Here is a 25,908-nt window from a genome sequence, read left to right as displayed (position 1 = left end):
GTAAAGTTAGAAAAACTGTTTTTAATAGCGTGCATGTCACGCTATTTTTAAATAAGTTTAAAATTAAAAGTGCATTTAATAATGCAAAGAAAATGCCCATATTCATGGGCATAATCAATTGGATTGGGATGATTTAGCTAAAAAAAGCACGCTTTATGGCGTATTCTACGCCACGAATTTCGGCTAATCCTCTTAAGCGTCCAATGCCGGAATAACCCGGATTGGTTTTTTTCTTAAGGTCATCTAACATTTGGTGACCATGATCGGGGCGAACAGGAATAGGGCGTTTAATGCCTGCTTGTTTGCGTCGCTCCTCTTCAGTAACAAGTGCTTTGATAACCGCATACATATCCACATCACCGGCTAAATGGTCGCCTTCGTGGAAAGATAACGGGTTATCTTCACGTACGGTTGCACGTAAATGGATAAAGTGGATACGGTCAGCAAACTTTTCTGCCATGGTGGCTAAATCGTTATCGCTGCGCACGCCATAAGAGCCGGTACAGAAGCAAAAACCGTTGTGAATGCTATCGACGGTATCTTTTATCCATTGCATATCTTCAATGGTTGAAACAATACGGGGTAGACCTAAAATGGGGCGAGGGGGATCATCGGGGTGAACAGTTAATACTACGCCAACTTCTTGCGCTACCGGCACAATTGCTTTTAAAAAATAAGCATAATTTTCACGCAGTTTTTGTTTATCAATACCATCATAAGTGGCAAGGTGGGCACGGAACTGATCAAGTGAATACCCTTCTTCGGCGCCCGGTAAGCCTGCAATAATATTGGCAACTAATTTATCTTTATCCGCTTGGGTCATTTGCTCAAAATAGTTTTTGGCGGCAATGACGTCTTGCGCCGAGTAATCCTGCTCGGCGTTAGGGCGCTTTAATAGATGAATATCAAACGCCGCAAAAGCGATTTGGTCAAAACGCAGCGCTTTTGATCCGTCTGGCAATTGGTAAGCAAGGTCAGTACGGGTCCAGTCTAAAACCGGCATAAAATTGTAACAAACTGTATCAATGCCGCATGCGGCTAAGTTGCGAATTGATTGTTGATAATTTGCGATGTGCTTAGCAACGTCACCTGAGTGGGTTTTAATCTCTTCATGTACAGGAATACTTTCGACTACAGACCAAATTAAGCCTTTTTCTTCAATGAGTTTTTTCCGTTTTTCGATCTCCTCAACTGTCCATACCTCACCATTTGGAATATGGTGCAAAGCTGTCACAATTCCTGTTGCTCCAGCTTGTCTGATATCGTCTAGTGATACGGGGTCATTTGGGCCAAACCAACGCATTGTTTGTTCCATATAAAATCTCCTCAATGATTTTTATTTTTTCAAATTTTCCTCAGTGAAAGAAACCGAAAACAATGCGCATTTTATATTATCTATTGGTTAACAATTGTCACCGGTATAGAGTCAAATAAATAACCATCAAAATTAGGGTCTTCACTATCAGAAACGGTCATTAATGTTTGTTTAACATTTTCCAAATGTTGCCACATCGCATGGCGAGCAGCCATGGCATCTTTTACCTGTAAGGCTTGCAGAATTTTTTCATGATCATAAAGCCATTTTTTGCGATAACTATGATCAGTGATTCGGCTATGTAACTGGTCCCACATTTTACTGGCGTAACGTTTTTGCCATAGATCATTCAATAAGCCTTCAAGTATTGAGTTTTTGGTCGCTTTAGCTATGGCAATATGGAACATTTCATCAGCACTGTAATCATCTAAAATGCCTTGTTCTAATATTTTTCTTTCTTGTTCTAATATCGCTCGAAGTTCGACAATATCTGACTTGACTATTTGTGAAGCCGCAAAAGCAGCAATATTGCTTTCAATTAATTGTCTGGCTTGCAACAATTCAAACGGGCCATAATCTTCTTCTTCCAGTTTTTTATCTTTTTCTGATAATTCATCATCCGGTAAACCAATTACATACACGCCAGAACCTTTTTTAACGGTCACTAAATTTTCCAGTTCAAGCATAATGAGCGCTTCGCGGACAACTGTTCGACTAACATTGAATGTTTCAGCAATATCTCGTTCAGGCGGTAATCGGTCACCAATTTTATAAGTGCCGCTTTTTAATAATGATTTAAGCTCATTACCAATTTCCCGATATAGCCGATTAACCGTTAGCATTAATTATTATCCTCATTCTAATCTCTTGTTTAATGAAAATAATTATACGCTACTTATATTGTTTTTAGCCAATAATAATACATTACCGTTTATCGATTAATTGGAATACCAATATGACGTTGTATTATAGATGTTTTGCGACTTCTCCCTATAAAATAAACCAAAAAATGTGATTTTAATCACAAAAAATAAAAAATAGAGATGAAAAATTTATTAACAAGTGAAAATATGTCTAACCAATAAAGTCATTAACCTGTTAAGTGCGGTAAGCAAAATGTTAAATCTAAGCAATCTTCCTCAATCAATCGAACATAAACCTTTATACAACCGGCACGATATGGTCGCCCGTATTGTTCATTTAGGCTTTGGTGCCTTTCATCGTGCGCATCAAGCGCTATTGACTGATCGGTTATTGAATAAAGGTGCTAGCGATTGGGGAATTTGTGAAGTTAACATTGTGGGAGGCGAAGCGCTTATCAATGATATTCGTCAGCAAGACCATTTATATACCGTACTTGAAAAAGGCGCCACATCAAAACAGGCTTTTATTATTGGCAGCGTAAAAGAGTCACTGCTAGCACCTATTGACGGGATCGAGGCAATTTTACAAAAAATGGCAGATCCTACCGTTGAGATTGTCTCTTTAACCGTGACCGAAAAAGGTTACTGTATGCTACCCGGTGGGGTGGGGCTTGATTTAAATAATCCTTTAATTAAAGCCGATTTAGCTAATCCCTCACAACCTTGTTCGGCACCGGGTGTGATTGTTGAAGCGTTGTATCGAAGGATGCAACGTGGGGTTTCATCCTTCACCGCCATGTCTTGTGACAACATGCCAGAAAATGGTTTAGTGCTTAAAAAAGCCATATTGGGTTTAGCCAATGCGCGCGATCCTAGTTTAGCTAAATGGATTGAAAACAACACCACTTTTCCATGCACTATGGTTGATCGTATCGTGCCTGCTGCTACGCTTGATACATTAAATGAGATTCAAGATAGCCTAGGCGGCATGTTTGACCCTTGCGGTATTGCCTGTGAGCCATTTATACAATGGGTTATAGAAGACAATTTTGTGACGAATCGACCCAATTGGGATGAAGTTGGCGCCGAATTTGTTGATGATGTTGTGCCGTATGAAGAGATGAAACTTAGAATGTTAAACGGTAGCCACTCTTTTCTGGCTTATTTGGGGTATTTAGCCGGTTATGAGCATATCAATGATTGTATGAATGATGCCAACTACAAAAATGCCACGTTAAATCTCATGATGCAACAACAAGCGCCAACGCTTCATGTTCCAGATCATGTCGATTTAACCCAATATGCCAACAAACTGATTGAGAGATTCAGCAATCCAGCCCTTAAACATCGAACTTGGCAAATTGCGATGGATGGCACACAAAAATTACCGCAACGTATGCTTGATTCCATTCGTTGGCATATTGAGCATAACTCTGATTTTTCATTACTTGCGTTAGGTGTGGCGGGTTGGATGCGTTATGTGGGCGCAATAGATGATAATCATCATAAAATTGAAGTTTGTGATCCCATGTTAGAACAAATAGCGGCATTAGTTGGCGCAAGTAAAGACGGGGTTGAACGGGTCGAGGCGTTACTTAGCTTAAAAGCGGTATTTAATACCGATTTACCAAATAACCCTTTATTTAAACAAAAAGTGACTGAACATTATCTGACTTTAATGCAAAAAGGCGCTAAACAGACGATTAAAGAGCTTGCAATTGCGTTTTAGTTCTAACAGCTTGTCACTAAACGTGTTTTGACAATGCATGATTGGCAAAAAGTGACCACTATTTTTCGCCACTGTAAAATATAACTAGAATAAAAATAATCTAGATAATAGAGATGATATATAGGAAAGATATTTGATTTCGGTAGGCCGTGACTAAATATTTTGCCAAAGTAGATACTGATTTTGAGGTTATCGATGAAAACATTAAAAAAATGGAAGTTTAAACAGCAACAACATAATTGCATTGAGCTATTAATTGATGATAAATACCATTTTTGCTTATACGTGTTGGAACAAAAACTGTTTCGAGTGTTAATCAAACGTCATGATAGTTTATCATTAGACCGAACGTGGAGTATCGCACCAAATAAAGATGTACCGCTAGAAGGGCGTGATAGATTAAGTACTGAGGGATTTTCTTTACCTCATTACCAATTAACTCAAAATGATAACCAACTAATTGTCAGTACCGAACAATTACGCGTTACCGTAAATCAACCACTTTCGCTTACTTGGGAGTACAAAGATCAAGAAGGGCAATGGCAACTGTTGGTCGAGGATCGAAGTACCAGCGCTTACTTAATTAATCCACATGGTGATGGTATTGCGCATTATCAGCGCAGATATCAAGATGAACACTACTACGGATTGGGTGATAAAGCCGGTGATCTGAATCGTGCCGGCCGGCGATTTGAGATGCGAAACCTTGATGCTATGGGATACAATGCCAAACATACCGATCCGCTATATAAACATATTCCTTTTACTATCACGCATCGTAATAATGTCAGTTTTGGACTGTTTTACGATAATTTAAGCAGTTGTTGGATCGATCTGGGTACTGAGCATGATAACTATCATCTTCCTTATCGTCGTTATCAGGCTGAAGCGGGCGATATTGATTACTACTTCTTTGTCGGCCCTAAAATTATTGATGTGACCAAATCATTTGTCCAATTGACCGGCAAAACCTTTTTTGGCCCTAAATGGAGTTTAGGTTACAGTGGCTCTACCATGTTTTATACCGATGCCCCCGATGCCCAACAACAGATGCAACATTTTATTGATTTATGTAAAGAACATGGTATTGCCTGTGATTCATTTCAATTATCTTCCGGTTATACCTCTATCAATGGCAAGCGGTATGTATTTAATTGGAACTACGATAAGTTCCCCGATCCTAAAGCTTTTACCCAATCTTATCATGAAGCTGGGCTAAAAATAGCGGCGAATATTAAGCCGTGCCTGTTACAAGATCATCCCAAATATCAGCAAGTGGCTGAACAAGGTCTTTTTATTAAAGATTCGGAAAGTGATGATCCGGAACGTTCTATGTTTTGGGATGATGAAGGGTCGCATTTAGATATGACCAATCCAAAAACCTATAATTGGTGGAAGCAAAACGTCACAACACAACTTCTTGAAATGGGCATTGATGCTACATGGAATGATAATAATGAATTTGAAGTATGGGATAATCAGGCTCGTTGTCATGGTTTTGGAAAAGAAATTGCCATTAAGCATATTCGCCCGGTGATGCCATTACTAATGTGCCGTGCGTCGCTCGAAGCGCAACAAAGTTTTAATCCAAATATTCGTCCTTATTTAATTTCTCGTTCTGGCTGCGCCGGTATTCAACGTTATGTTCAAACCTGGTCTGGCGATAATCGAACCAGCTGGCAAACCCTTAAATACAATATTCGAATGGGATTAGGGATGAGTTTGTCCGGTCTTTATAATGTGGGGCATGATGTTGGCGGCTTTTCGGGCGATAAACCGGAGCCAGAGCTTTTTGTCCGTTGGGTACAAAATGGGATTATGCATCCTCGTTTTACCATTCATTCGTGGAATGATGATCATACCGTCAATGAACCATGGATGTATCCCCATGTCACGCCAATTATTCGTCAAATGATATGTCTTCGTTATCAATTATTGCCGTATTTTTACAACTTGCTCTGGCAAGCGCATTGCAATGATGAACCGATGTTAAGACCGACCTTTTTAGACCATGAGCATGATAAGAATACCTTTGCTGAAACTGATGATTTTATGATTGGTCAATATTTGCTTGTGGCTAATGTGGTAGAGCCGAATCAACGTGAGCGAGAGGTTTATCTACCTGATAATCAAACGGGTTGGTACTGTTTTTATACTCATCAATGGTTTGCCGGTAAACAATCCATTACATTACCTGCTCCATTGGAGTCTTTTCCGTTATTAGTTAAAGCCGGATCAATTATTCCGACATCTAATCGTATGGCTTATGTTGATCATAAACTGGATGAATATCGGGAATTTAACGTTTTTCCTGCTAAAGGTGTAAATGCAACAAGCGGTAGCTTTTTCGAAGATGATGGTGAAAGTTATGCTTATCAAGGCGGCAAAGGGCTGTGGATTGAATGGCAATTAAATTCAACTAATGAAAGGATTGATCTGCATTTGCAAGCTAAAGGTGAATATCAACCAGCCTGGCAAGAACTCGTTATCAGCTTGCCAAAAGGTGAAACGAGAGCGCTTTATATCAACAATCAACCTGCGCATAAAGTTCAGCTAAAAGCTATAAAATAGTTAACTTCCTAGATATTTTACAGCGCAATATTTTTTGTGCTGTAAAATATTTTTTGTCGTCTTTTTCTGTTTATCAAGCTTCATTATCGAACGATATTAAAACCAATATAATGCTATTCACTTCCAGCAGTTTTATATCATGTTATGGCTAATTTGTTGCAATAACGCATTGTTTTTAGACTATTTATCAGAGAAAATAGGGCGCTTAGCTATTTATCAGTTGATAAGGATAGTTATCGGTAATAACCAATAGCTTATTGGCAAATATTAATCTTTATCTGTCTTTTTTCTGTGATTGATTAAGCCCTATTGGGGCGGTCAATGTTAAAATCACAATAAATTCATAATAAATTGTAAATAGCACTTTTAAACAGGACAATTAAAAATAAATAGGGTAAATTATTCTCAATTAAGTCGTACATTTTTTTGCAATAATAAGTTTATTAATTTTTTTAGAAGTAAGGGTAAACATCAATCATGCGATGCAATGAACCGCAAATGTTAACGTCTATTTTATCTGAAGGTACTTTACTCTCTCAGATCAAAGAACGCACATTTGCATTAGGTAAATTGGCTCAAGTTATCGATGAATTACTTCCTTCATTATTTAAGCAACATTATCGAATAGCTAATTACCGTCAAGGTGTGCTGGTACTTGAGGTGAGTTCAGCAAGTTGGTTAACTCGACTTAAATATGAACAAAGTAATTTATTATCCGGCATCCGTAGTAAGATTTTACCGTCTTTATCATCAATTCAATACAAGATTAATCCGGATATTTGTTCTGAAACATCACCTGTAATTGAGTGCTCGAAAAAAAATCATAGCAAAACAAGTACATTGACAGTAGCAAGTGCAACCTATTTGTATGCTATCGCTGAGAAGGCACCAGATAAGCTAAAAAAACAATTGATTAAACTTGCTAACCATGCAAAATAATTTAAAAAAATAGACTTTATAACTAAATAACGCGAAGATACAAGGAGGGCAATATGGACAAAGATATGATGACATACTTAGCCATTGGTTTGGTGATTGGCTTTGTTATCGGTATAATTTTCATGAACGTTATTAGTCCGAAAGGGCGTAAATATGCCAAAGCAAAACGAGAATTAGAACAAACTCAAGAAGAGCTTGCCACTCAAAAACAGATGATCGTCAAACACTTTTCCCACAGTGCTGAAATTTTAGATAACATGGCAAAAGAGTTCCGTCGCCTTTATCAACATATGGCGGAGAATTCCGGTAAATTTATCTCAAGTGAAGATATGCCTAAAATAGAACTCGATACCCAAAATGATTCAAATATTCATAACGAGTTAACGTTAGAAAAACAACCAAAAGACTATTCGGATAACCCTTCGGGTCTATTCAAAGCTGACGATATCAAATCCTAGGTAATAAAATCCTTTTTGCCAGAGCAATCTGGCAATATATATAACAATAAGTACTATTTTTTTAAGATGAGAGAGCTTTACAATGAATGATTCTTTACTAAAACCAAAAAAATTATTAAGTATAATTGCATTAAGCTTAGGGATAGGATTAGCAGCATTACCAAATGCTTATGCTAATTTACCTCCATTATCAAATAGTGATAATAGCCAATTACCGACATTAGCACCGATGTTAGAAACGGTGTTACCTTCAGTTGTCAGTATTAAGGTTGAAGGTACAGCTGAAATGCAAACTAATATGCCGGAAGAGTTCAGACGATTTTTTGGCTATCCTGATAGTCAATCAAGATCATTCACAGGTCAAGGCTCGGGCGTCATTATTGATGCTGAGAAAGGGTATGTGGTAACAAATAACCATGTTATTGATAATGCTGATGAAATCACTGTAATATTAAATGACGGCCGTGAATATAAAGCAAAACTCATTGGTAAAGATCCGCAAAGTGATATCGCTTTATTGAAAATAGATGATGCCAAAAAATTAGTTGCTATAAAATTAGCTGACTCAGACAAATTAAGAGTGGGTGATTATGCTGTTGCTATCGGTAATCCTTTTGGTATTGGTCAAACAGTTACTTCGGGGATTATTTCTGCGTTAGCACGTAGTGGATTGAATATGAATGGTTTTGAAAACTTTATTCAAACTGACGCATCAATCAATCGGGGTAATTCTGGTGGGGCATTAGTCAACTTAAATGGTGAATTAGTTGGGATCAATACTGCAATCATTGCACCGGGCGGTGGTAACGTAGGTATTGGCTTTGCCATTCCTAGTAATATGGTTAGAAGTTTATCTTCTCAATTAATTGAATATGGTGAAGTTAAACGTGGTGTATTAGGCATAAAAGGTAATGAATTGACCTCTGATATTGCTAAAGCATTTGATCTTGAAGTTCAAAAAGGTGCCTTTGTTAGTGAAGTCATTGATGATTCAGCGGCAAAAGAGGCTGGTATCAAATCAGGTGACGTTATCATTTCAATGGACGGTAAACCGGTTGATAGTTTTGCTGAGTTACGTGCCAAAATTGCCACTACCGGCGCCGGACGTACGGTGAAATTAGGACTGATTCGTGATGGTAAAGAAATGTCGGTTGATGTGAAATTGAAACAAAGCGATGAGTCTACAACTGAAGCCAAATCACTTCACCCAGCGCTTGACGGAGCGGTTTTCACTAATGGTGAAGTTAAGGGTCGTAAAGGCGTTATCATCGAAAGTATCGCCAAAAACTCTCCGGCATCGCGCTTAAGTTTAAAAGAAGGTGATCTCATTTTTGGCGTGAATAAAGAGCGTGTGAATAATATTGCTGACTTACGTAAAATTATTGACAGTAAACCTTCTGCAATTGCTTTAAACATAGTACGAGGCGACAGCCAACTTTATCTCATCTTACGCTAACTTAACCTGTTAGCTTAATTTCGTCGATGCTATGCATCGACGAAAACATCAATGTTATCCCGCTGTTAGATATGATAGAATCATATCAACCTTCATCATTTTCATAGTGATAATTATGCTCAAAAAGATTTTATGGCCAACATTGATTGGTTCAGTATTAGCGATAGTCTTACTTATTATCTTTCCTTCTTTAAGAAATGGGACACATTCAAGCTTTCCGCGTAATATTTTTTATGATGATCTAATGAGCTATTCTGATGCGGTTAAAATTGCGGCGCCGGCGGTGGTGAATATTTATAGTCGCTCAATTAACAAGGTTCCTCATCAATCTGAAGACAGCCCAATCACCCCTTTAGGTTCCGGTGTGATTATGAGTGATCTTGGGTACATAGTGACTAATTATCATGTTGTTGACGGCGCAGAACAAATTATTGTTGCCCTGCAAGACGGCAGAATATTTGAAGCCTTGTCAGTTGGCTCAGATAAGTTAGTTGATATTGCAGTGTTAAAGATTGACGCAACGAATATACCAACCATTCCGATTAACCCTAATAGAGATCCAAAAATTGGCGATGTCGTTTTGGCTATCGGCAATCCCTATAATATCGGGCAAACAATAACACAAGGTATTATAAGTGCAACCGGACGAGACGGCTTAAGCCCATATAGGCGACAAAACTTTATCCAGACAGATGCTTCCATTAATCACGGTAATTCAGGAGGAGCACTGGTAAACTCAAAAGGTGAATTAGTTGGTATTAACACACTCACTTTTGCCAAAAATGTCGGAACAGATGTGCCGGAAGGTATTGGTTTTGCAATTCCAACCGCATTAGCGGTCAAAATAATGAATAAATTGATTCAAGATGGCAAAGTGATTCGTGGCTACATCGGAATCGACGGCTTAGAGTTTGCTCCAACCCAAAATCCAAGCGATCAACCGGTTGTGTTAGGTATCTTAGTGACTAATGCCGAGGGCCCTTCATTGCAGGCAGGTGTTGAGCCGAATGATATTTTAATCATGGTGGATAATAAACCGGTAAAATCAATTGTTGGCACGATGGATCAGATTGCAGAGTTGAAACCGGGCACAATCGTCCCCATAATGGTATTGCGAAATGGAGAAAAGATTGAACTGCAAGTCACTATTGGTCAATTGCCAGTTTAATCACGCTTTTATTACTTGATTATCTCCTATAGAGGACGTATAATTCGCAACCTTATCATGTTTTTTAACACTCGTATGGTGTATAGATTTTGCTTACAGCCATTTATATAGCGATACGAATAAACTTTAGAGGCTTATTATGAAAGAAGGTATCCATCCAGAATATACTGCAATCACAGCGACTTGTTCATGTGGTAATGTAATCAAAACTCATTCAACTATTGGTCATGATATTCATCTTGACGTATGTGGTGAGTGCCACCCGTTCTATACTGGTAAACAACGTGATGTTGCAACTGGTGGACGTGTTGATAAATTCAAACAACGTTTTGCAATGGTTGGTGGAAAGAAATAATTTTTCCATATTGCAATTCGCAGTAATAATAACTGCAATAAAAAAGGCGCTATTTATGCGCCTTTTTGCTTTTATGGAAAAGTATAAAATTATTTAGCCATTACTATTCATCGATAAGATCGGGATCAATACCTAAATTTCGCATCATCGTTTGGGCTTGCTTTGGTATACCGTCTTCACGATCTTTTTGTAAGTCTTCATCACAAGGTAAAGGCTGTCCGGTATAAGCATGTAAAAATGCTTCACATAATAATTCACTATTTGTTGCATGACGTAAATTATTAACTTGCCGTCTTGTTCGTTCGTCAGTTAAAATTTTTAATACTTTTAACGGAATTGATACTGTGATTTTCTTCACTTGCTCGCTTTTTTTGCCATGTTCAGCATAAGGGCTTATATACTCGCCGTTCCATTCCATCATATCTCTCACCAAATCACATCACAAATAATGTGGGTAATTTTAACTTTTTTTTTAGGTTGCCGCAATCTATACACCAAGATATTTAGACGTCTAGACATGTTGACGTCTTTGTTAATTGTGCTATTCTTATACACTGATATTATTCGACAAATAAAGTTTTACATAGGGATGTTATTATGGCTAGTCAATCTAAAAAATTAAGCCAAAGCACGATTGCTGTTCGTGGCGGGCTAAATACAGATGATCAATACGGTAGTGTCGTTCCTGTCATTACCCCTTCAACATGTTATCGCTACCAAGAGTTTGCACAACCAAGAGAATTTGATTATGCCCGCAAATCCAATCCTAGCCGGCGACTAGTCGAACAAACCGTTGCTCAATTAGAAGGTGGTGCAGATGCAATTTTAACTAACTGCGGCATGTCAGCAATTCATCTCGTTAGTGTGGCTTTATTAACACCTAATGATCTGGTCGTTGCTCCACATGATTGCTACGGTGGGAGTTATCGTTTATTCAATAGTCTGAGTGAACGAGGTCATTTTAAAGCAAAATTTGTTGATCAATCTGATCCGGTTGCATTAAAAGAGGCACTAAGCTTACGGCCAAAATTGGTTTTGATTGAATCGCCAAGTAATCCTTTATTGCGAGTTGTCGATATTCAAGAAATCACTCGACAAGCTCATGAAGTGGGAGCAATTGTTTTAGTCGATAATACGTTTATGACGCCTGTTTTACAAAATCCAATAGCATTAGGCGCTGACATTGTGACTCACTCTTGTACTAAATTTTTAAATGGCCACTCTGATTTATTAGCCGGTATTTTAGTTTTTAAAGATCAACAACTGGCAACCGATGTACTTTGGTGGGCAAATAATATTGGTACCCTCACTTCATCATTTGATAGCTATCTTTTATTACGTGGGTTAAGAACGCTATCGGCACGGGTAAGGCTACAACAAGACAGTGCACAAAAGGTTGTTGAGTTTTTAGTTAATCACCCTAAAATAGCCAAAGTATTTCATCCTTCACTACCAACCAATCTTGGTCACGATATCGCTAAAAAACAGCAAAAAGGCTTCGGCTCTCTATTAAGTTTTGAATTAGTCGGCGATGCTGATGTCATGCCAAAATTTTTAAAAGCACTGAATATCTTCACTTTAGCGCAATCATTAGGCGGCGTTGAAAGTCTGGTCTGTCATCCGGCAACAATGACCCACTCAGGAATAAGTGCGCAGGCACGTAAAACGGCCGGGATTTCAGATCAGTTATTACGTATTTCTGTAGGGCTGGAAGATGTTAATGATTTGATTGCGGATTTAGATCAAGCCTTAGCAACGATTTAAGTCATTATTAATCATTGGGATTGGTGAGAGTTTACGGTACTTTCATCAATCTTTTTTAATTATCTAAAAATGATAATTTTGTTATTGGCTTTTTAAATAATCTTTTAATCTGTTTTCGATAACAGCAAAAATTTCATCGAGACTATGTTTTTTCGAGCGACTGCAATTTTTAGCATTATCTTGACAAATCAGACACTGTCTTGATTGTTCATCAAATACTGTTCTGGAAATGCTGTGTTGGGTAATTGGGTCAATCACATCAATATCCCATAATCGACCTAATGGGTGATGATTTTCAATATCAATACAGAGTTGTTTTAGTTCATCTGCTTGATATTTTGCACTAATTATTGCTTCGCTACCGGTATTAGCATGAAAATATTGCTCATTACTGATAACGATACTTTTGCTGGCTAATGAGGATTTAATTGCCTTTATTGCTTCTTGAAATAATAAATTTGTGCCACTACTTTTTTTAATGGGGCCAGGGATGACCAAACTTAAGCAAATAAGCGGATGATTAAACTGCTCTAATGCCGCTTGTTGGTGTTTTACCCGTTGCTCTTTAGCAAATAACATTTGCTCAAGGGTAACAGGGATACCGTCATCAAATTTAATTATCATAGTATCTATCAAAAATAAGAGCATGGCATCTTATCTGCCATGCTACTGATTGTTAATTAGTCTTTAACTTGACGAACAACATCAATGATTGAGCCGTCACGATAATGAACAATACCAACGATTTTATCGTTAAATTCGATTGGTTTTGGTTCACCGGTTAGTGATACCGCACGTTGATAAAGCTCTTCAATCGTCATGACCGGTAAATTAGCTGCTTTTAAGCGCTCAGCAATTTCCGGGCGAGCTGGGTTAACAGCGATACCATGGTCGGTAACAAGAACATCAACGCTTTCACCTGGTGTAACAACGGTTGTCACATTTTTAATTACTGTCGGGATACGGCTACGAATTAATGGCGCAACGATAATTGTTAAATTTGCACCAACTGCTGTATCACAGTGACCACCAGAGGCACCACGCATAACACCGTCAGAGCCGGTTAATACATTAACGTTAAAGTTAAGGTCAATTTCTAACGCACTTAAGATCACAATATCTAATTCATCAACGCTAGCCCCTTTCGATGCAGGGTTGGCGTAAACGTTGGTTGATACTTCGATGTGGTCTTTATTTTTACCTAAAGATTGTCCGGCTGCGCCGTCAAAGCTTTGGGTATCTAGTAAACGTTTAACTAAACCTTTTTCATGTAGATCAACGATGCTTGCTGTGATACCACCTAAAGCAAATGATGCGGTGATATTTTTAGCACGCATACGATTTTCTAAAAATCGGGTAGCTGCCGTTGATGATGCACCGGAACCGGTTTGGATTGAGAATCCGTCTTCAAAATAACCAGAATGTTCAATCACATCGGCGGCATAACGGGCAATCATTAATTCACGTGGGTTACTGGTGATACGAGCAGCACCGACACTGATTTTAGTTGGATCGCCCACTTCATCAACTTTAACAATATAGTCAACTTGATCTTGGCGAATACTTGCCGGATTATTCGGGTAAGCGACGATATCTTCAGTCAGTAATACCACTTTTTTGGCAAATTGTGCATCAACCATAGCATAACCTAGCGCACCACATTGTGATTTACCCGATACGCCATTTGCGTTACCTTGCTCATCGGCAGTTGAAACCGCTAAAAATGCGATATCAATATTAATTTCGCCACTTTGAATCAGTTTAACACGTCCACCATGGGAGTGAATATGTACCGGGTTTTCCATTAAACCATGTGAAATAGCATCAGCTAACTTGCCACGTAAACCGGAGGTGTAGATTTTAGTAATAACGCCCGATTCAATATGTGGAATCAATGCTGAGTTACAGCTTAATAGTGAGCTCGAAGCAAGTGTTAAGTTTTTGATACCTAATTTGCTGATCGTTTCAACGACTTTGTTGATAACTTTATCGCCTTCACGAAACGCATGGTGGAATGAAATTGTCATACCATCACGTAATTCACATTTATGAATTGCTTGTTCGATAGAATCACACAATTTACGTGTATATTTAGACTCATCTTTTAAGTAAGGTGTGGTTGCAGTTGCATCAACAAATGGTGTGATATTTTTAAGATCGGGATGCTGTTTTAGCAAATCGTCAATTTTTTTGTCTATAGAAGTTGTCATTTTTCAATCCTATCAAATTTCTTTACGTACACCGGAATATTTGGCTAGCTCGATGATTTTTCTTGCACGATCAATAATCGGTGCATCAATCATTTTGCCATTTAAAGAAACAACACCTAGCCCTTTTCTTTCGCCTTCTTCTGCTGCTTCAACCACTTTATGAGCGTTTTCAACTTCCGCTGCGGTTGGCGCATAAGCATTATGTAGCAGGTCAATTTGTCTAGGATTAATTAATGATTTACCGTTATAACCCAATTTTTTGATTAAACTCACTTCTTTTAAGAAGCCTTCATCATCATTAACATTAGAGTAGACAACATCAAAGGCATCAATACCGGCAACCCGTGCTGCATGTAATACTGCACAGCGAGCATAAAATAGCTCAGTACCGTCACCACGTTCAGTTTGCATATCAACTAAATAGTCAAATGCCGCAAGCGCAATACCAATTAGACGAGGTGATGATTTTGCAATTGAAACAGCGTTAACAACCGCAACAGCTGATTCGATTGCTGCCATAAGTTTGGTGCTACCGACTTCACGTCCGCACTCTTTTTCAATTCTTTCAACGTGCGCTTCTAATTCGTGAATATCTTCAGCTGAGTTGGTCATTGGTAAACGAACAACGTCAACACCAGCTCTAACTACAGCTTCTAAATCTTTTAAACCAAATGGAGTATTAAGTGCATTAATACGAACAACAGTTTCAATACCGTGCTCTTTATAGACTGGTAGGCGTAAAGTTTGTGCTACTAATAAACGTGCTGAATCTTTTTCTTTAATTGAAACGGCATCTTCAAGATCAAACATGATTGAATCGGGTTTATAAACAAAAGATGTCGATAACATCGCAGCGTTTGCGCCCGGAAGAAACAACATACTTCGACGTAATTTTTTCATAGTAATTTACTCCAATCTAAGTTCTCTTCTTCTGCACCGCGTAATACTGCACATTGCACTCTAGCTTTGATCGCACAATCGAGGGCACCTTTGTCATCGATAATAATTAAACCATCTGTTACGCCTAATGCGCTTAAGGTTTGATCGACAACAGCACGAATTTGATCGCCAAATTGTTTGTTAACATCACTGTTAATAACAACCTCGATTCCAGTGTTAGGCATGACTTTAACTAACAAATCGCTCGATTCGAGAGTTCCTGCCATGGCTTCTTTTTGTATTTTCATTTTGTTACCTTTAGAAACGAATTAAATTTTCAAATTATCCAAATGGGTAGAAAGATAATTCCATGTAGTTGCGGGTACTAACTTTTTCACCTCATCATAATTTTTCAACGATAGTAATTTTCGAACTAATGATGCTGAAATGATGTCTTCGCCTTCAATCTTGCGTTCAACTTCAACCACGGTTACCGTTGGAGAGTTGCTAACTGTTGCATCTTCAAGCCAATGGCACATCGCTTGATTATAAGCTTTAGTCACTTCGCTATAAGGCTCAGTGCCCACATAACGATGAGTAATATTCAAAGCGGGTGCTATATAGTTTCGGAAAATTAATAAATCGATGCCCATATAGGCGTAATCGATTTTAGTTTTATCTTTTAAAAAATAGGTTGGGAACGTTGCTCTTGAAATAATATAGGATGAACTTGCATGTACCGTCACATTTTTGATGTGGGCAGAACCGTCTTTTACAAGCTGTAAACGGGTTTCGAATGAGAAGATCGATGCATCTTCATTGACCACAAAAACATGTAACCAATCACATTGGCTTGCTGCATATTCGATTAAATATTGATGCCCTTTGGTAAAAGGGTTGGCATTCATCACAATACTACCAATTTTAGAGCCAGAAACCGACTGCTCATGTAATTTTTTACAATACTGTTTGATACCAACAGGGGTATTTTCCATTAACACAACCAGATCTGATATCTCAACAATGGGATAAAAACCACATCCTCTAAAGAAATCTTTATTTTCAGGTTTAGTGTATAAAAACAGATGAAAATAACCCTGCTCGTTGGCATATTTAATGGTGTGATCCATTAAAGTAAGATTAAGTTGATTACCTCGATAATCAGAATCAATTGCAACACATTTAATAATATTACGATCAATTCCGGCACAAGCGATGATGTTGTTATCGATTCTCGCTACCATAAATAAAGTAACTTGCGAATCAATATCCAGATCAGAACGAGAAAGTAACTGTTTAATAGCTTGATAATCCTGCGCTGAATCAGCGATATTAACAACACTATAATCAACTAAATCGTACATACATTTACCTTTATTCTGCAACAACAAAGTTAGTCAGACGCCCAATATGGGTGATCTCAACTTCGATAACATCACCATCTTTCATAAATACTGGTGGATTACGTTTTTTACCCACCCCGCCAGGAGAACCGGTCAAAATGACATCACCCGGTGATAATTTAGTAAAAGTACTGATATAAGAAATTAATTCCGGTACGGTGTGAATTAAATTGCTAATTGAATCGTGTTGCATTTCTTGACCATTTAAATACGTGGTTAACGATAATACTTTCGGATCCGGTATTTCATCGGTTGTAGTTAAACATGGTCCAAATGCGCCGGTGCTTGGCCAGTTTTTGCCAGCGGTAAACCAAGTATATTGCCAGTCACGCACAGAACCATCCATGTAACAGCTGTAGCCAGCAACATGAGATAGTGCATCTTCTTGTTTGATGCGGAATCCTGCTTTACCAATTACAATGGCCAATTCGCCTTCGTAATCAAGTTCGTTAGTAATAGCGGGTTTGATAATATTTGTTTTATGTCCAGTTTGTGAATCAGGGAAACGGACAAACAGTGTAGGTGCTGAGCTGGTTTCATTAAATTCTGCTCGCTTTTCCGCATAATTCATGCCTACACATAAAATTTTATTTGGATTAGGAATTACAGGTAAATAGGTAATATCTTGTTCATCTATGTCACTTGGGGCATTAAGGTAAGTTTTGGCATTTGCTAAACCCGCTTCATCGGCAAGCAATGATTTTAAGTCGACATATTTGTCACCTAATTTGTTTTTTAAATCAATAATGCCGTTCTCAGTGAGAATACCAAAACTTGATTTGCCAGAGACCAGATAACTGACAAGCTTCATGAATACTCCTTAAAAGCTATTTAAGTTAATTGTTAAAACATCATAAAAGCGAACAACCTTAGCAGAACTAAGGTTGTTGTTTGAAATATAAATTTATACTAAGAAATTGCCGAGAATAAGTAATGACACTGACACGTTAATTGCACCACCGATACGCGTAGCAATTTGAGCAAATGGCATTAATTCCATACGTTCTGCTGCGGTTAAGATTGCAACGTCACCTGTTCCACCTTGACCACTTTGACAGCATGAAATAACCGCTGCATCAACAGGATACATACCTAATTTCTTAGCGACAAAAAAGCCAGTAGTAACGAGACTAACAACTGTACAAACAATGACAACCAAGTTTGTAATAGTGAATGCTGCAACGATTTTTTCCCAAGGTGTGATAGCAACACCTACAGCAAATAAAATAGGATAGGTTACAGATGTTTGGAAGAACTTATAAACTACTTGCGAACCACTTAATACTTTTGGTGAAACACCTGACACTAGTTTAACAAAAACTGCGGCAAATAGCATCCCTACTGGTGCAGGAATTCCGGTTAATTTGTGTCCAATCATACCAATCATGTAAAGAAGCGCTGCTAGTAAAACACCTGAAGCGAAAGTTGTTACATCAATAACGCCATCTGCTTTAGCTGCTTTTTTGGTTTCTAACGCATCTTCTTCTGATGCCGGTAATAAGCGACCATTACCAGTTAAGTGCGGGTAAGCTTTACCAATACGGTTAAGGATACCACCACAAATAATACCGGTTAAACCACCTAACATAACAATAGGTAATACACGACCTAGCGCATCGCCTTGATCCATATGTAAAATAGCGGCATAACCAATTGAAAGCGGAATCGCCCCTTCACCAACACCACCGGCCATAATAGGTAATACAAGGAAGAAGAATGTTTCAAAAGGTGTTAAACCAAGTAAATAGCCAACGCCAACACCAACTAACATACCGACAATTTCACCGCATACCATTGGTACGAAAATTTTCAAGAAACCTTGAATTAAGGTCTTTTTGTCCATATTCATAATACTACCAACGATGATACAACAAATGTATAGGTATAGAATATGGGTATCTTTATAGAACTTAGTTGTAGCGGCAACAACAGGTTGTGGCAAAATACCATAGTAAACTAATGCCGATGGAATGAACGTTGCACAAATTGCGGCTGCGCCCATTTTACCAACGATTGGTAAACGTTTACCAATTTCGCCACATAAGAAACCGAAGAAAGCACAAGTTACCACCATAACGACAATTTCGCTTGGTAACTTACCGGTAACTAATACTTCTGTAAATATTAGAATACCTGCTATAATAAACAACGGAAGCGGGATAACACCAATTTTGTAGTCATCCATAAGTTTCCACCAGCCATAAGGCCAAAAGCCTTTCGGCTGTTCTTCGGTAATTTTCTTAGTTTCGGCTGTATTATTCTGCGTCTTTCCAACTGAATTGAAATCCACCATATTTTTTTTATCTCCAAAATGATTTTTTAGCTTTGTTTGAATGGCGCATATAGTGACAAATATTTATTTTCAATTTTGTGATATAAATCATAAATTAAGTGTGGTTTTTATGGTTTTAAAGGCTCTATGTTTTTTAATGCTGTGTTACACTCCTAAACGTTATGTTAAGAAATGTTAAGTATAAAAATGCGAAATAAAATACAATTTTCTTTTACCAACAAATTGTTTTTATCTCTTTTACTATTTTCGTTAATTGTGTTGGCGCTTTTACAAAGTTATATTTGGAATGTAACCGAAGCGTCTTTATATCGAAGTTTAGGAGATAAAGCGCAAATTCAAGCTCGAGAGTTAGCTGTCATTCCGAGTTTGATCCAATATGTTGAACAAAAAGATACCAACAAAATATCTGAATTAGTATCTGATATTTTCCAACAAAGTGATGCAAGTTATATTGTTATTGGCGATGCCAAGGCTTATCGTCTGTTTCATACTGCCAATAACGACATCTATTCACCCATGGTTGGTAATGATAATGAAGAAGTATTAAATGGTAATAGTAGTACCACAATCAGCCGTGGTTCTTTAGGTCTCGCATTGCGAGGTAAAGCCCCGATTATTAATAAAGGCAAAGTTATTGGTATTGTTTCAGTGGGCTATATGATTGATGATATCTATGCTTTACATAAAAAGCAATTTATTCCGTTTATTATTTTTTGCTCATTGTTGTTTATTGCGTTATTTATTTTTTCGCTCTGTTTTGCCCGGGCGATCAAAAAACAGATGTTTAATTTAGAGCCAAAAGAGATTGCATTACTGGTCAAAAGCCAAAAATCGATTATGGAATCAATCTTTGAAGGTATTATAGCAATTGATCTTAATTATAAAATTATCAACATTAATCAGTCAGCTCGAATAATGCTTGGTATTAATGTGAGTGATGAACAGTTACTGAATCATGATTTATGTGATTTTATCAAATCCAGTGATTTTATTTATGGAAAAGATAATCAACTCAAAGATATACATGATCAAATATGCTACTTTAATAATATTAATGTTATTGCTAACCGAATTCGCATAATTGTTGATGATAATATTCAAGGTTGGGTGATTACTTTTCGTAATTTTAATGATATTAATGTTTTGAGTATGCAATTAACGCAAGTCACTCAATACGTTGATAATTTAAGAGCTATCCGACATGAGCACTTAAACTGGATGGCGACGTTGTCAGGATTGATTTATATGGAACGTTATGAAGAAGCGCAATCATTCATAGCATTACACTCAGCGGATAACCAATATAACTTAGATTTTATAACTAAGCATTTTCAAGTACCGGCGGTGTGCGGTTTATTAATTGGTAAATATTCTAAAGCGCATGAAATTGGCTTAAAACTGGTGTTCGACCCTGCCTGTCAATTAAAAATGTTACCCGATATGATAACCGAAACGGAATTTATGTCGATATTAGGTAACTTACTTGATAATGCCTTTAATGCAGCGCTAAAAAACCCAAATGGAAATAAAACAATTCATCTATATTTGAGTGATGCAACCGATGAGGTTGTTATAGAGGTGAGCGATCAAGGCTGTGGCGTTGATGAAAACATGCGAGATTCGATATTCGAACCCGGTGTGACTTCACAAGATGCGAGCGAACATGGTATCGGATTACACCTTGTTTCAACGTATGTCAAAAAAGCAAATGGTTACATCACCTTTGAGGATAATCAACCTTATGGCACCATTTTTTCAGTTTTTATACCCAAGTAGTAAAGAGGAGAGATTATGCATGAGATAAAAGAAAATACCATTAAAGTTCTTATTGTAGAAGATGAGCCTATTTTAGCAGAATTAAATGCCGAATTTATTCAGAGAGATACAAAAGTTCAAGTCATTGGGATTGCTTCTAACTTGCAAGAGGCAAAAATTATGGTCGAAAAGTTAAAACCGACCTTAATTTTGCTCGATAATTATTTGCCGGACGGCAAAGGTATTGATCTGTTTGAATATATTATCAATAACAATCTTGATAGTTATGTCATTTTTATTACAGCGGCAAGTGATATGGATACGTGTAGTAAAGCGATTCGCTTTGGCGCATTTGATTATTTAATTAAACCGGTATCATACCAACGGTTAAAACATTCATTAGAGCGATTTGAACTTTTTTTATATCGCCAAAGTCTACAAAAACATGTTAATCAAAGACGAATTGACGAGCTATTTAATTTGCAAACTAAAGATTTTGTCGATGTTAATCGTCATTCAAAAGGTATTGAAGAGATTACCTTACAAAAAGTAAAAGATCTGTTTTTAAAAACTGATAAAGCATTAACGGTTGATGATATTGTTGCAAATGCTCAAATAAGTAAAACAACGGCCAGACGATATTTAGAATATTGTGTACAAACTAAGTTGTTAACTGTAGAACTTAACCATGGAAAAATTGGTCGCCCGGAAAGGTTGTATAAACGTCTTGGGAAATAATCATTTCGATTTAACGCTGTTTTTATAGTTGTAAATCCTACTATAGATATAATTGATAATTATATAAATATGCTTATTTGTTATTTTATCCACTAAATATTTGATGCTAGATTGAACTTATCCGATGTGGGATAAATCAAATTTGTAGTCGCAAATAGAAGGGGTAAAAATATGTCTATAGCAATAGGAAAAGTAGTAACAACTGAAAATAACGAAATCAGTAAAGATGGCGCTTTTGTTCGTCAAACTAACCGCTTTAATACTCCTTTTGGTAATGAGCCTGGCATGCTACCGGTGGAAGCTGGGCGTTATCGTTTAATTTGGGCTGCAATTTGTCCTTGGGCACATCGTCAGATGATAGCTATCAAATTATTGGGGCTGGAAGATGTTATCAGTGTCGGTAAAGTCAACCCGGTAAGAACGGAAAATGGTTGGGAGTTTTCGTTAGATAAAAATGGTGTTGATCCGGTGCTCGGTATCCGATTTCTACCCGAAATATATGCCAAAACCGATCCAGAATATAATGGACGAGCGACCGTACCAACGGTTGTCGATGTCAAAACTGGCAAAGTGGTTAACAACGATTATTTTAATCTAACCTACTATTGGGAAACCCAATTTAAACCCTTTCATAAAGCTGGCGCCCCGGATCTCTATCCGGAAAAATTGCGAGCTGATATTGATGCATTAAATAATGTTATATTTCATGAAGTGAATAATGGCGTTTATAAAGCCGGGTTTGCCCGTTCCCAAAAAGCCTATGAAGAGGCTTATCACCTCGTATTTAATCAGCTTGATAAACTCGAACAACGTTTAAGCCAATCACGCTATCTGTTTGGCGATCAAATTACCGATGCCGATATTCGGTTATATGTGACATTAGCCAGATTTGATGTGGCCTACTATAGTGCATTTAAAACCAATCGGAATCGAATCATTGATTTTCCAAATTTATGGGCTTATGCCAGAGATCTTTATCAGATCCCAGCCTTTGGTGAAACAACCGATTTTCATGCAATTAAACAGGGCTATTTCTTAAGTAACAATGCGCATAACCCTTACGATATTTTACCTTTGGGGCCCGATGTCAGTAATTGGCACACACCACATAACAGAGATAAGATTTTTACTTCAAACAGATAAAATTAACTGGGGTAGTGATGATGCCAAATATTTTAGATTTTGGATTAATATTCACCCAAATTCCAACGTTACTGGCATATTTGCCGGTAACCTTGTTTATAACCGTGTTTTCGATGTTATTCGGTGTCATGTTGGGGCTGGTTGTTGCTGTCATTAAGATGCATAAAATACCGGTATTATCGCAATTGGCGGCGATTTTTGTTTCGTTCATCCGTGGCACGCCTTTGTTAGTCCAGCTCTATTTGAGCTTTTACGGTATTCCTGTTTTATTAAGGTATGTCAATTATCTATATGATACTAATTACAATGTCAATGGCATATCGCCGATGATATTTGTACTTATTGCCTTCTCGTTAAACGAGGCCGCTTATAATTCCGAAACGATTCGAGCCGCATTACAATCGGTCAATAAAGGACAAATTGAAGCAGCACAATCGCTAGGCATGACCTATAGCCAGTTACTGCGCCGAATTGTTATTCCCGAAGCGTTTCTTGTTGCTTTACCAAATTTAGGTAACACGTTGATTGGTTTACTCAAAGGGACTTCATTGGCGTTTGTTTGCTCTGTCACTGAAATGACCGGTAGGGGCAAAACGCTTGCCGGGCATAGTTATCGATATTTTGAAGTCTATATTTCATTAGCCTTAATTTATTGGGGATTGACTATTATTATTGAGTTAATGGTTAAGTATTTAGAAAAGCGCTTAACCATTTCCGATAGTGCCAATACCCCGAGTTATCGTCGAGGGAAATTATTATGATTGAGGTAAAAGATCTTACATTATCATTTGCGCAAAACCTCATTTTGGATCATCTTAATTTTCAGATTAAACCTCATGAAATTGTCGCTATTATCGGTGCTTCCGGTGCCGGTAAATCAACTTTATTACGCTGTTTAAACTTATTAGAAAAACCGCAGCAAGGTTACATTGAGATTGATAATGTCGGGTTGGACGTTAGCCAGATAAAACGGCGTGACATAGTTAAATTTCGTCAGCAAACGGCTATGGTATTTCAACAATTCAATCTGTTTCAGCAAAAAAATGCCTTAGAGAATGTAATGGAAGGTTTAATTATTGTTAAAAAATTACCGAAAGCTCAAGCTCAACAGATAGCGTATGAAAAATTGGTTGAAGTTGGATTAAAAGAGCGCATTTATCATTACCCTAAGCAGTTATCAGGTGGACAACAACAACGGGTTGCTATTGCCCGCGCTTTAGCCATGGATCCCAAAGTTTTATTGCTTGATGAGCCAACTTCGGCCTTAGATCCCGAATTGGTCGGTGAAGTACTGGCGACAATCAAAATGGCTGCAAAATCGGGTATTACCATGATTTTAGTCTCACACGAAATGAGCTTTGTGCATGATATTGCCACCCGGGTACTGTTTTTAGATAAAGGACAAATTATTGAAGATAGTTCACCTCAGCAAATGTTTTCTAATCCTAAACAACTCAGAACCAAAGCTTTTTTAGCCAGATATTATTCTTCAATACAAGTTGATTATGAAATTTAAGGAGTGAAAGGAGCAACAATGAATATTGTGATTCAACAACATTGTCAAGCAATCAACTGGCAAGAGGTTGCTGATCTGCTGGCCTTTTATGGTTTAAGTTCGCTTGATGCTAACACGCAAGAGCAAGTATTTAAGCGAAGTTATGCCGTAGTTTTTTTACTGGAAAATGAGCAAGTTGTTGGCGTTGGACGGGCATTATCTGACGGCATTTGTCAGGCGGCAATTTATAACGTAGCGTTAGCCAAACATCTGCATGGGCAAAAGTATGGTCGGTTGATTATTGAAAAGTTGGTAGAGCAAGTAAAACACTGCAATATCATCCTTTACACTCATCCCCAAACCGTCGAATTTTATCGTAATTTAGGGTTTGATTTAATGAAAACCGGCATGGCACGTTATCAAGCCGATCATCGAACAGAAATGAAAAATATGGGCTTTATATAGTTGAAAGAGTGTTTTAACAACTTTCAGAAAATTAATCTAGTTGGGCGAGGGAATTATTTATGTGCTACAAAAAATGGTATGGTTTATTGCTATTGGGCGTATTGTCGTTAGTCGGTTGTGACAATCAAACTTCAACAACTGCAACCACAGGTAAACAAAAGATTGTTATTGGCACCTCGGGTGCACCTAGCCCCTTTACCACGGTAGATGATAAAGGCGAGCTGGTTGGCTATGATATTGATGTGGTAAAAGCGGTATTTGCTCAGCTACCGCAATACGAGATTAGTTTTGAAATCACTGAATTTCCTTCCGTTTTGGCTGGGTTAGATTCGCAACGTTATCAAGTGGGTGCCAATAACTACGCAATGAATGAAAAACGTAAAGAAAAGTATTTCTATTCTGATCCGATTTTCAAAAATCAATATGTGATTGCTGTAGCAAAAAACAATCAACAGATTAACGGATTTAGTGATCTAAAAGGCAAATCAACCGAAGTTTCACCGGGGTTAAATTATGCCACTGCCTTAGAGTCTTATAATGAACAAAATCCAAATAATCCGGTCAAAATTGTTTATAGTGAAGCCGAGTTATTGCCGGTATTGCAACATGTTGAAAGCGGGCAGTATGATTTTCAATTAATCGATAAAGTCATGTTGGCGCAATATATCAATGAACATCAACTGAATCTTAAAACGATTGAACTAAGCAAAGAAGATGCTGAACGTATCGCATCCCCATACAGCTATTTGCTTATCAGTAAAGGGGCACAAGGGCAGCAGTTAACTCAGGATATTAATCAAGCCATACAAAAGATAATCCAAAATGGCGAATTATCAAAAATTAGCCAACACTATTTTGGTGCTGATTATTCACCTAAGTAAGTTTTTCGATAACAATTTGTTGAGTTAG

General features: G+C 37.6%; 25 protein-coding genes. 15 read left to right on the top strand and 10 right to left on the bottom strand.

Annotated elements, in window-relative coordinates:
* Positions 1-133: 133 nt before the first annotated feature.
* Entirely contained in the window at positions 134-1,315 is a 1,182-nt protein-coding gene (gene uxuA / locus J3U42_RS03460) for a mannonate dehydratase (protein ID WP_220218961.1), read from the bottom strand.
* Between the two features lie 80 nt (positions 1,316-1,395).
* Positions 1,396-2,157: a GntR family transcriptional regulator gene (locus tag J3U42_RS03455; protein ID WP_220218962.1), complete on the bottom strand. Its 762-nt coding sequence runs from the start codon at positions 2,155-2,157 to the stop codon at positions 1,396-1,398.
* Positions 2,158-2,431: 274 nt separating this feature from the next.
* Between J3U42_RS03455 and J3U42_RS03450 the strand changes: the two genes are divergently transcribed.
* From J3U42_RS03450 to rpmE, 7 genes are all read left to right on the top strand, one after another.
* Positions 2,432-3,907, top strand: a complete 1,476-nt coding sequence (locus J3U42_RS03450) for a mannitol dehydrogenase family protein (protein WP_267335533.1) — start codon at positions 2,432-2,434, stop codon at positions 3,905-3,907.
* 195 nt (positions 3,908-4,102) lie between these two features.
* Complete coding sequence (locus J3U42_RS03445; protein ID WP_267328642.1) at positions 4,103-6,478, top strand: glycoside hydrolase family 31 protein; 2,376 nt, start codon at positions 4,103-4,105, stop codon at positions 6,476-6,478.
* A gap of 498 nt (positions 6,479-6,976) precedes the next feature.
* On the top strand, positions 6,977-7,417 hold the full coding sequence (locus J3U42_RS03440) for a DUF721 domain-containing protein (RefSeq protein WP_220218965.1): 441 nt from the start codon (positions 6,977-6,979) through the stop codon (positions 7,415-7,417).
* Between the two features lie 53 nt (positions 7,418-7,470).
* Positions 7,471-7,875, top strand: a complete 405-nt coding sequence (locus tag J3U42_RS03435) for a YhcB family protein (protein WP_220218966.1) — start codon at positions 7,471-7,473, stop codon at positions 7,873-7,875.
* 82 nt (positions 7,876-7,957) lie between these two features.
* Positions 7,958-9,331: a Do family serine endopeptidase gene (locus tag J3U42_RS03430; protein WP_220218967.1), complete on the top strand. Its 1,374-nt coding sequence runs from the start codon at positions 7,958-7,960 to the stop codon at positions 9,329-9,331.
* A gap of 115 nt (positions 9,332-9,446) precedes the next feature.
* A complete protein-coding gene (gene degS, locus J3U42_RS03425) occupies positions 9,447-10,499 on the top strand; it encodes an outer membrane-stress sensor serine endopeptidase DegS (RefSeq protein WP_267335531.1) in 1,053 nt (350 codons plus the stop codon).
* A 139-nt stretch (positions 10,500-10,638) separates the two neighbouring features.
* Entirely contained in the window at positions 10,639-10,854 is a 216-nt protein-coding gene (rpmE, locus tag J3U42_RS03420) for a 50S ribosomal protein L31 (RefSeq protein ID WP_065557564.1), read from the top strand.
* 103 nt (positions 10,855-10,957) lie between these two features.
* Here the strand turns inward: rpmE and metJ are convergent, their stop codons facing one another.
* On the bottom strand, positions 10,958-11,275 hold the full coding sequence (gene metJ / locus J3U42_RS03415) for a met regulon transcriptional regulator MetJ (RefSeq protein ID WP_220218969.1): 318 nt from the start codon (positions 11,273-11,275) through the stop codon (positions 10,958-10,960).
* A 176-nt stretch (positions 11,276-11,451) separates the two neighbouring features.
* Here metJ and metB point away from each other — a divergent pair, with 176 nt between their 5' ends.
* Positions 11,452-12,618 carry a cystathionine gamma-synthase gene (gene metB, locus J3U42_RS03410; protein WP_220218970.1) on the top strand — a complete coding sequence of 389 codons (1,167 nt, stop codon included), beginning with the start codon at positions 11,452-11,454 and terminating at the stop codon, positions 12,616-12,618.
* Positions 12,619-12,699: 81 nt separating this feature from the next.
* On the opposite strand, the gene citX is transcribed toward metB, so the two are convergent.
* From citX to J3U42_RS03375, 7 genes are all read right to left on the bottom strand, one after another.
* On the bottom strand, positions 12,700-13,242 hold the full coding sequence (gene citX / locus J3U42_RS03405; protein WP_267335528.1) for a citrate lyase holo-[acyl-carrier protein] synthase: 543 nt from the start codon (positions 13,240-13,242) through the stop codon (positions 12,700-12,702).
* Positions 13,243-13,298: 56 nt separating this feature from the next.
* Entirely contained in the window at positions 13,299-14,828 is a 1,530-nt protein-coding gene (gene citF / locus J3U42_RS03400; protein ID WP_220218972.1) for a citrate lyase subunit alpha, read from the bottom strand.
* Between the two features lie 12 nt (positions 14,829-14,840).
* Positions 14,841-15,728 (bottom strand): citrate (pro-3S)-lyase subunit beta, encoded by an 888-nt coding sequence (citE, locus tag J3U42_RS03395; protein WP_220218973.1) that lies wholly within the window; start codon positions 15,726-15,728, stop codon positions 14,841-14,843.
* Positions 15,725-16,015 carry a citrate lyase acyl carrier protein gene (citD, locus tag J3U42_RS03390; RefSeq protein ID WP_220218974.1) on the bottom strand — a complete coding sequence of 97 codons (291 nt, stop codon included), beginning with the start codon at positions 16,013-16,015 and terminating at the stop codon, positions 15,725-15,727. Before citD ends, citE begins: the two co-directional genes overlap by 4 nt.
* A 21-nt stretch (positions 16,016-16,036) precedes the next feature.
* Positions 16,037-17,071, bottom strand: a complete 1,035-nt coding sequence (gene citC, locus J3U42_RS03385; RefSeq protein ID WP_220218975.1) for a [citrate (pro-3S)-lyase] ligase — start codon at positions 17,069-17,071, stop codon at positions 16,037-16,039.
* A 10-nt stretch (positions 17,072-17,081) separates the two neighbouring features.
* The gene (locus J3U42_RS03380; RefSeq protein ID WP_267335526.1) at positions 17,082-17,921 is read right to left on the bottom strand and encodes a fumarylacetoacetate hydrolase family protein; all 840 of its coding nucleotides are present in this window, start codon (positions 17,919-17,921) and stop codon (positions 17,082-17,084) included.
* A 93-nt stretch (positions 17,922-18,014) separates the two neighbouring features.
* Entirely contained in the window at positions 18,015-19,403 is a 1,389-nt protein-coding gene (locus J3U42_RS03375) for a 2-hydroxycarboxylate transporter family protein (RefSeq protein WP_220218977.1), read from the bottom strand.
* A gap of 186 nt (positions 19,404-19,589) precedes the next feature.
* Here J3U42_RS03375 and J3U42_RS03370 point away from each other — a divergent pair, with 186 nt between their 5' ends.
* From J3U42_RS03370 to J3U42_RS03340, 7 genes are all read left to right on the top strand, one after another.
* Complete coding sequence (locus J3U42_RS03370; RefSeq protein ID WP_267335523.1) at positions 19,590-21,179, top strand: ATP-binding protein; 1,590 nt, start codon at positions 19,590-19,592, stop codon at positions 21,177-21,179.
* Between the two features lie 24 nt (positions 21,180-21,203).
* Positions 21,204-21,896, top strand: coding sequence for a response regulator (locus J3U42_RS03365; protein WP_370634049.1), 693 nt, complete (start codon positions 21,204-21,206; stop codon positions 21,894-21,896).
* Between the two features lie 171 nt (positions 21,897-22,067).
* Positions 22,068-23,039, top strand: coding sequence for a glutathione S-transferase family protein (locus J3U42_RS03360; protein WP_220218980.1), 972 nt, complete (start codon positions 22,068-22,070; stop codon positions 23,037-23,039).
* A gap of 20 nt (positions 23,040-23,059) precedes the next feature.
* Positions 23,060-23,800, top strand: a complete 741-nt coding sequence (locus J3U42_RS03355; protein WP_220218981.1) for an amino acid ABC transporter permease — start codon at positions 23,060-23,062, stop codon at positions 23,798-23,800.
* A complete protein-coding gene (locus J3U42_RS03350; RefSeq protein WP_220218982.1) occupies positions 23,797-24,555 on the top strand; it encodes an amino acid ABC transporter ATP-binding protein in 759 nt (252 codons plus the stop codon). Before J3U42_RS03355 ends, J3U42_RS03350 begins: the two co-directional genes overlap by 4 nt.
* A gap of 18 nt (positions 24,556-24,573) precedes the next feature.
* Positions 24,574-24,999 carry a GNAT family N-acetyltransferase gene (locus J3U42_RS03345; protein ID WP_267335520.1) on the top strand — a complete coding sequence of 142 codons (426 nt, stop codon included), beginning with the start codon at positions 24,574-24,576 and terminating at the stop codon, positions 24,997-24,999.
* Between the two features lie 59 nt (positions 25,000-25,058).
* A complete protein-coding gene (locus J3U42_RS03340; protein ID WP_267335518.1) occupies positions 25,059-25,880 on the top strand; it encodes a transporter substrate-binding domain-containing protein in 822 nt (273 codons plus the stop codon).
* Positions 25,881-25,908 lie beyond the last annotated feature (28 nt).

Origin of the sequence: Gilliamella sp. B2923 (assembly GCF_026536565.1) — a bacterium.
Classification (GTDB): domain Bacteria; phylum Pseudomonadota; class Gammaproteobacteria; order Enterobacterales; family Orbaceae; genus Gilliamella.
Note: the sequence above shows the minus strand (reverse complement) of the source record. Positions and strands in the feature narration are given on the sequence as shown.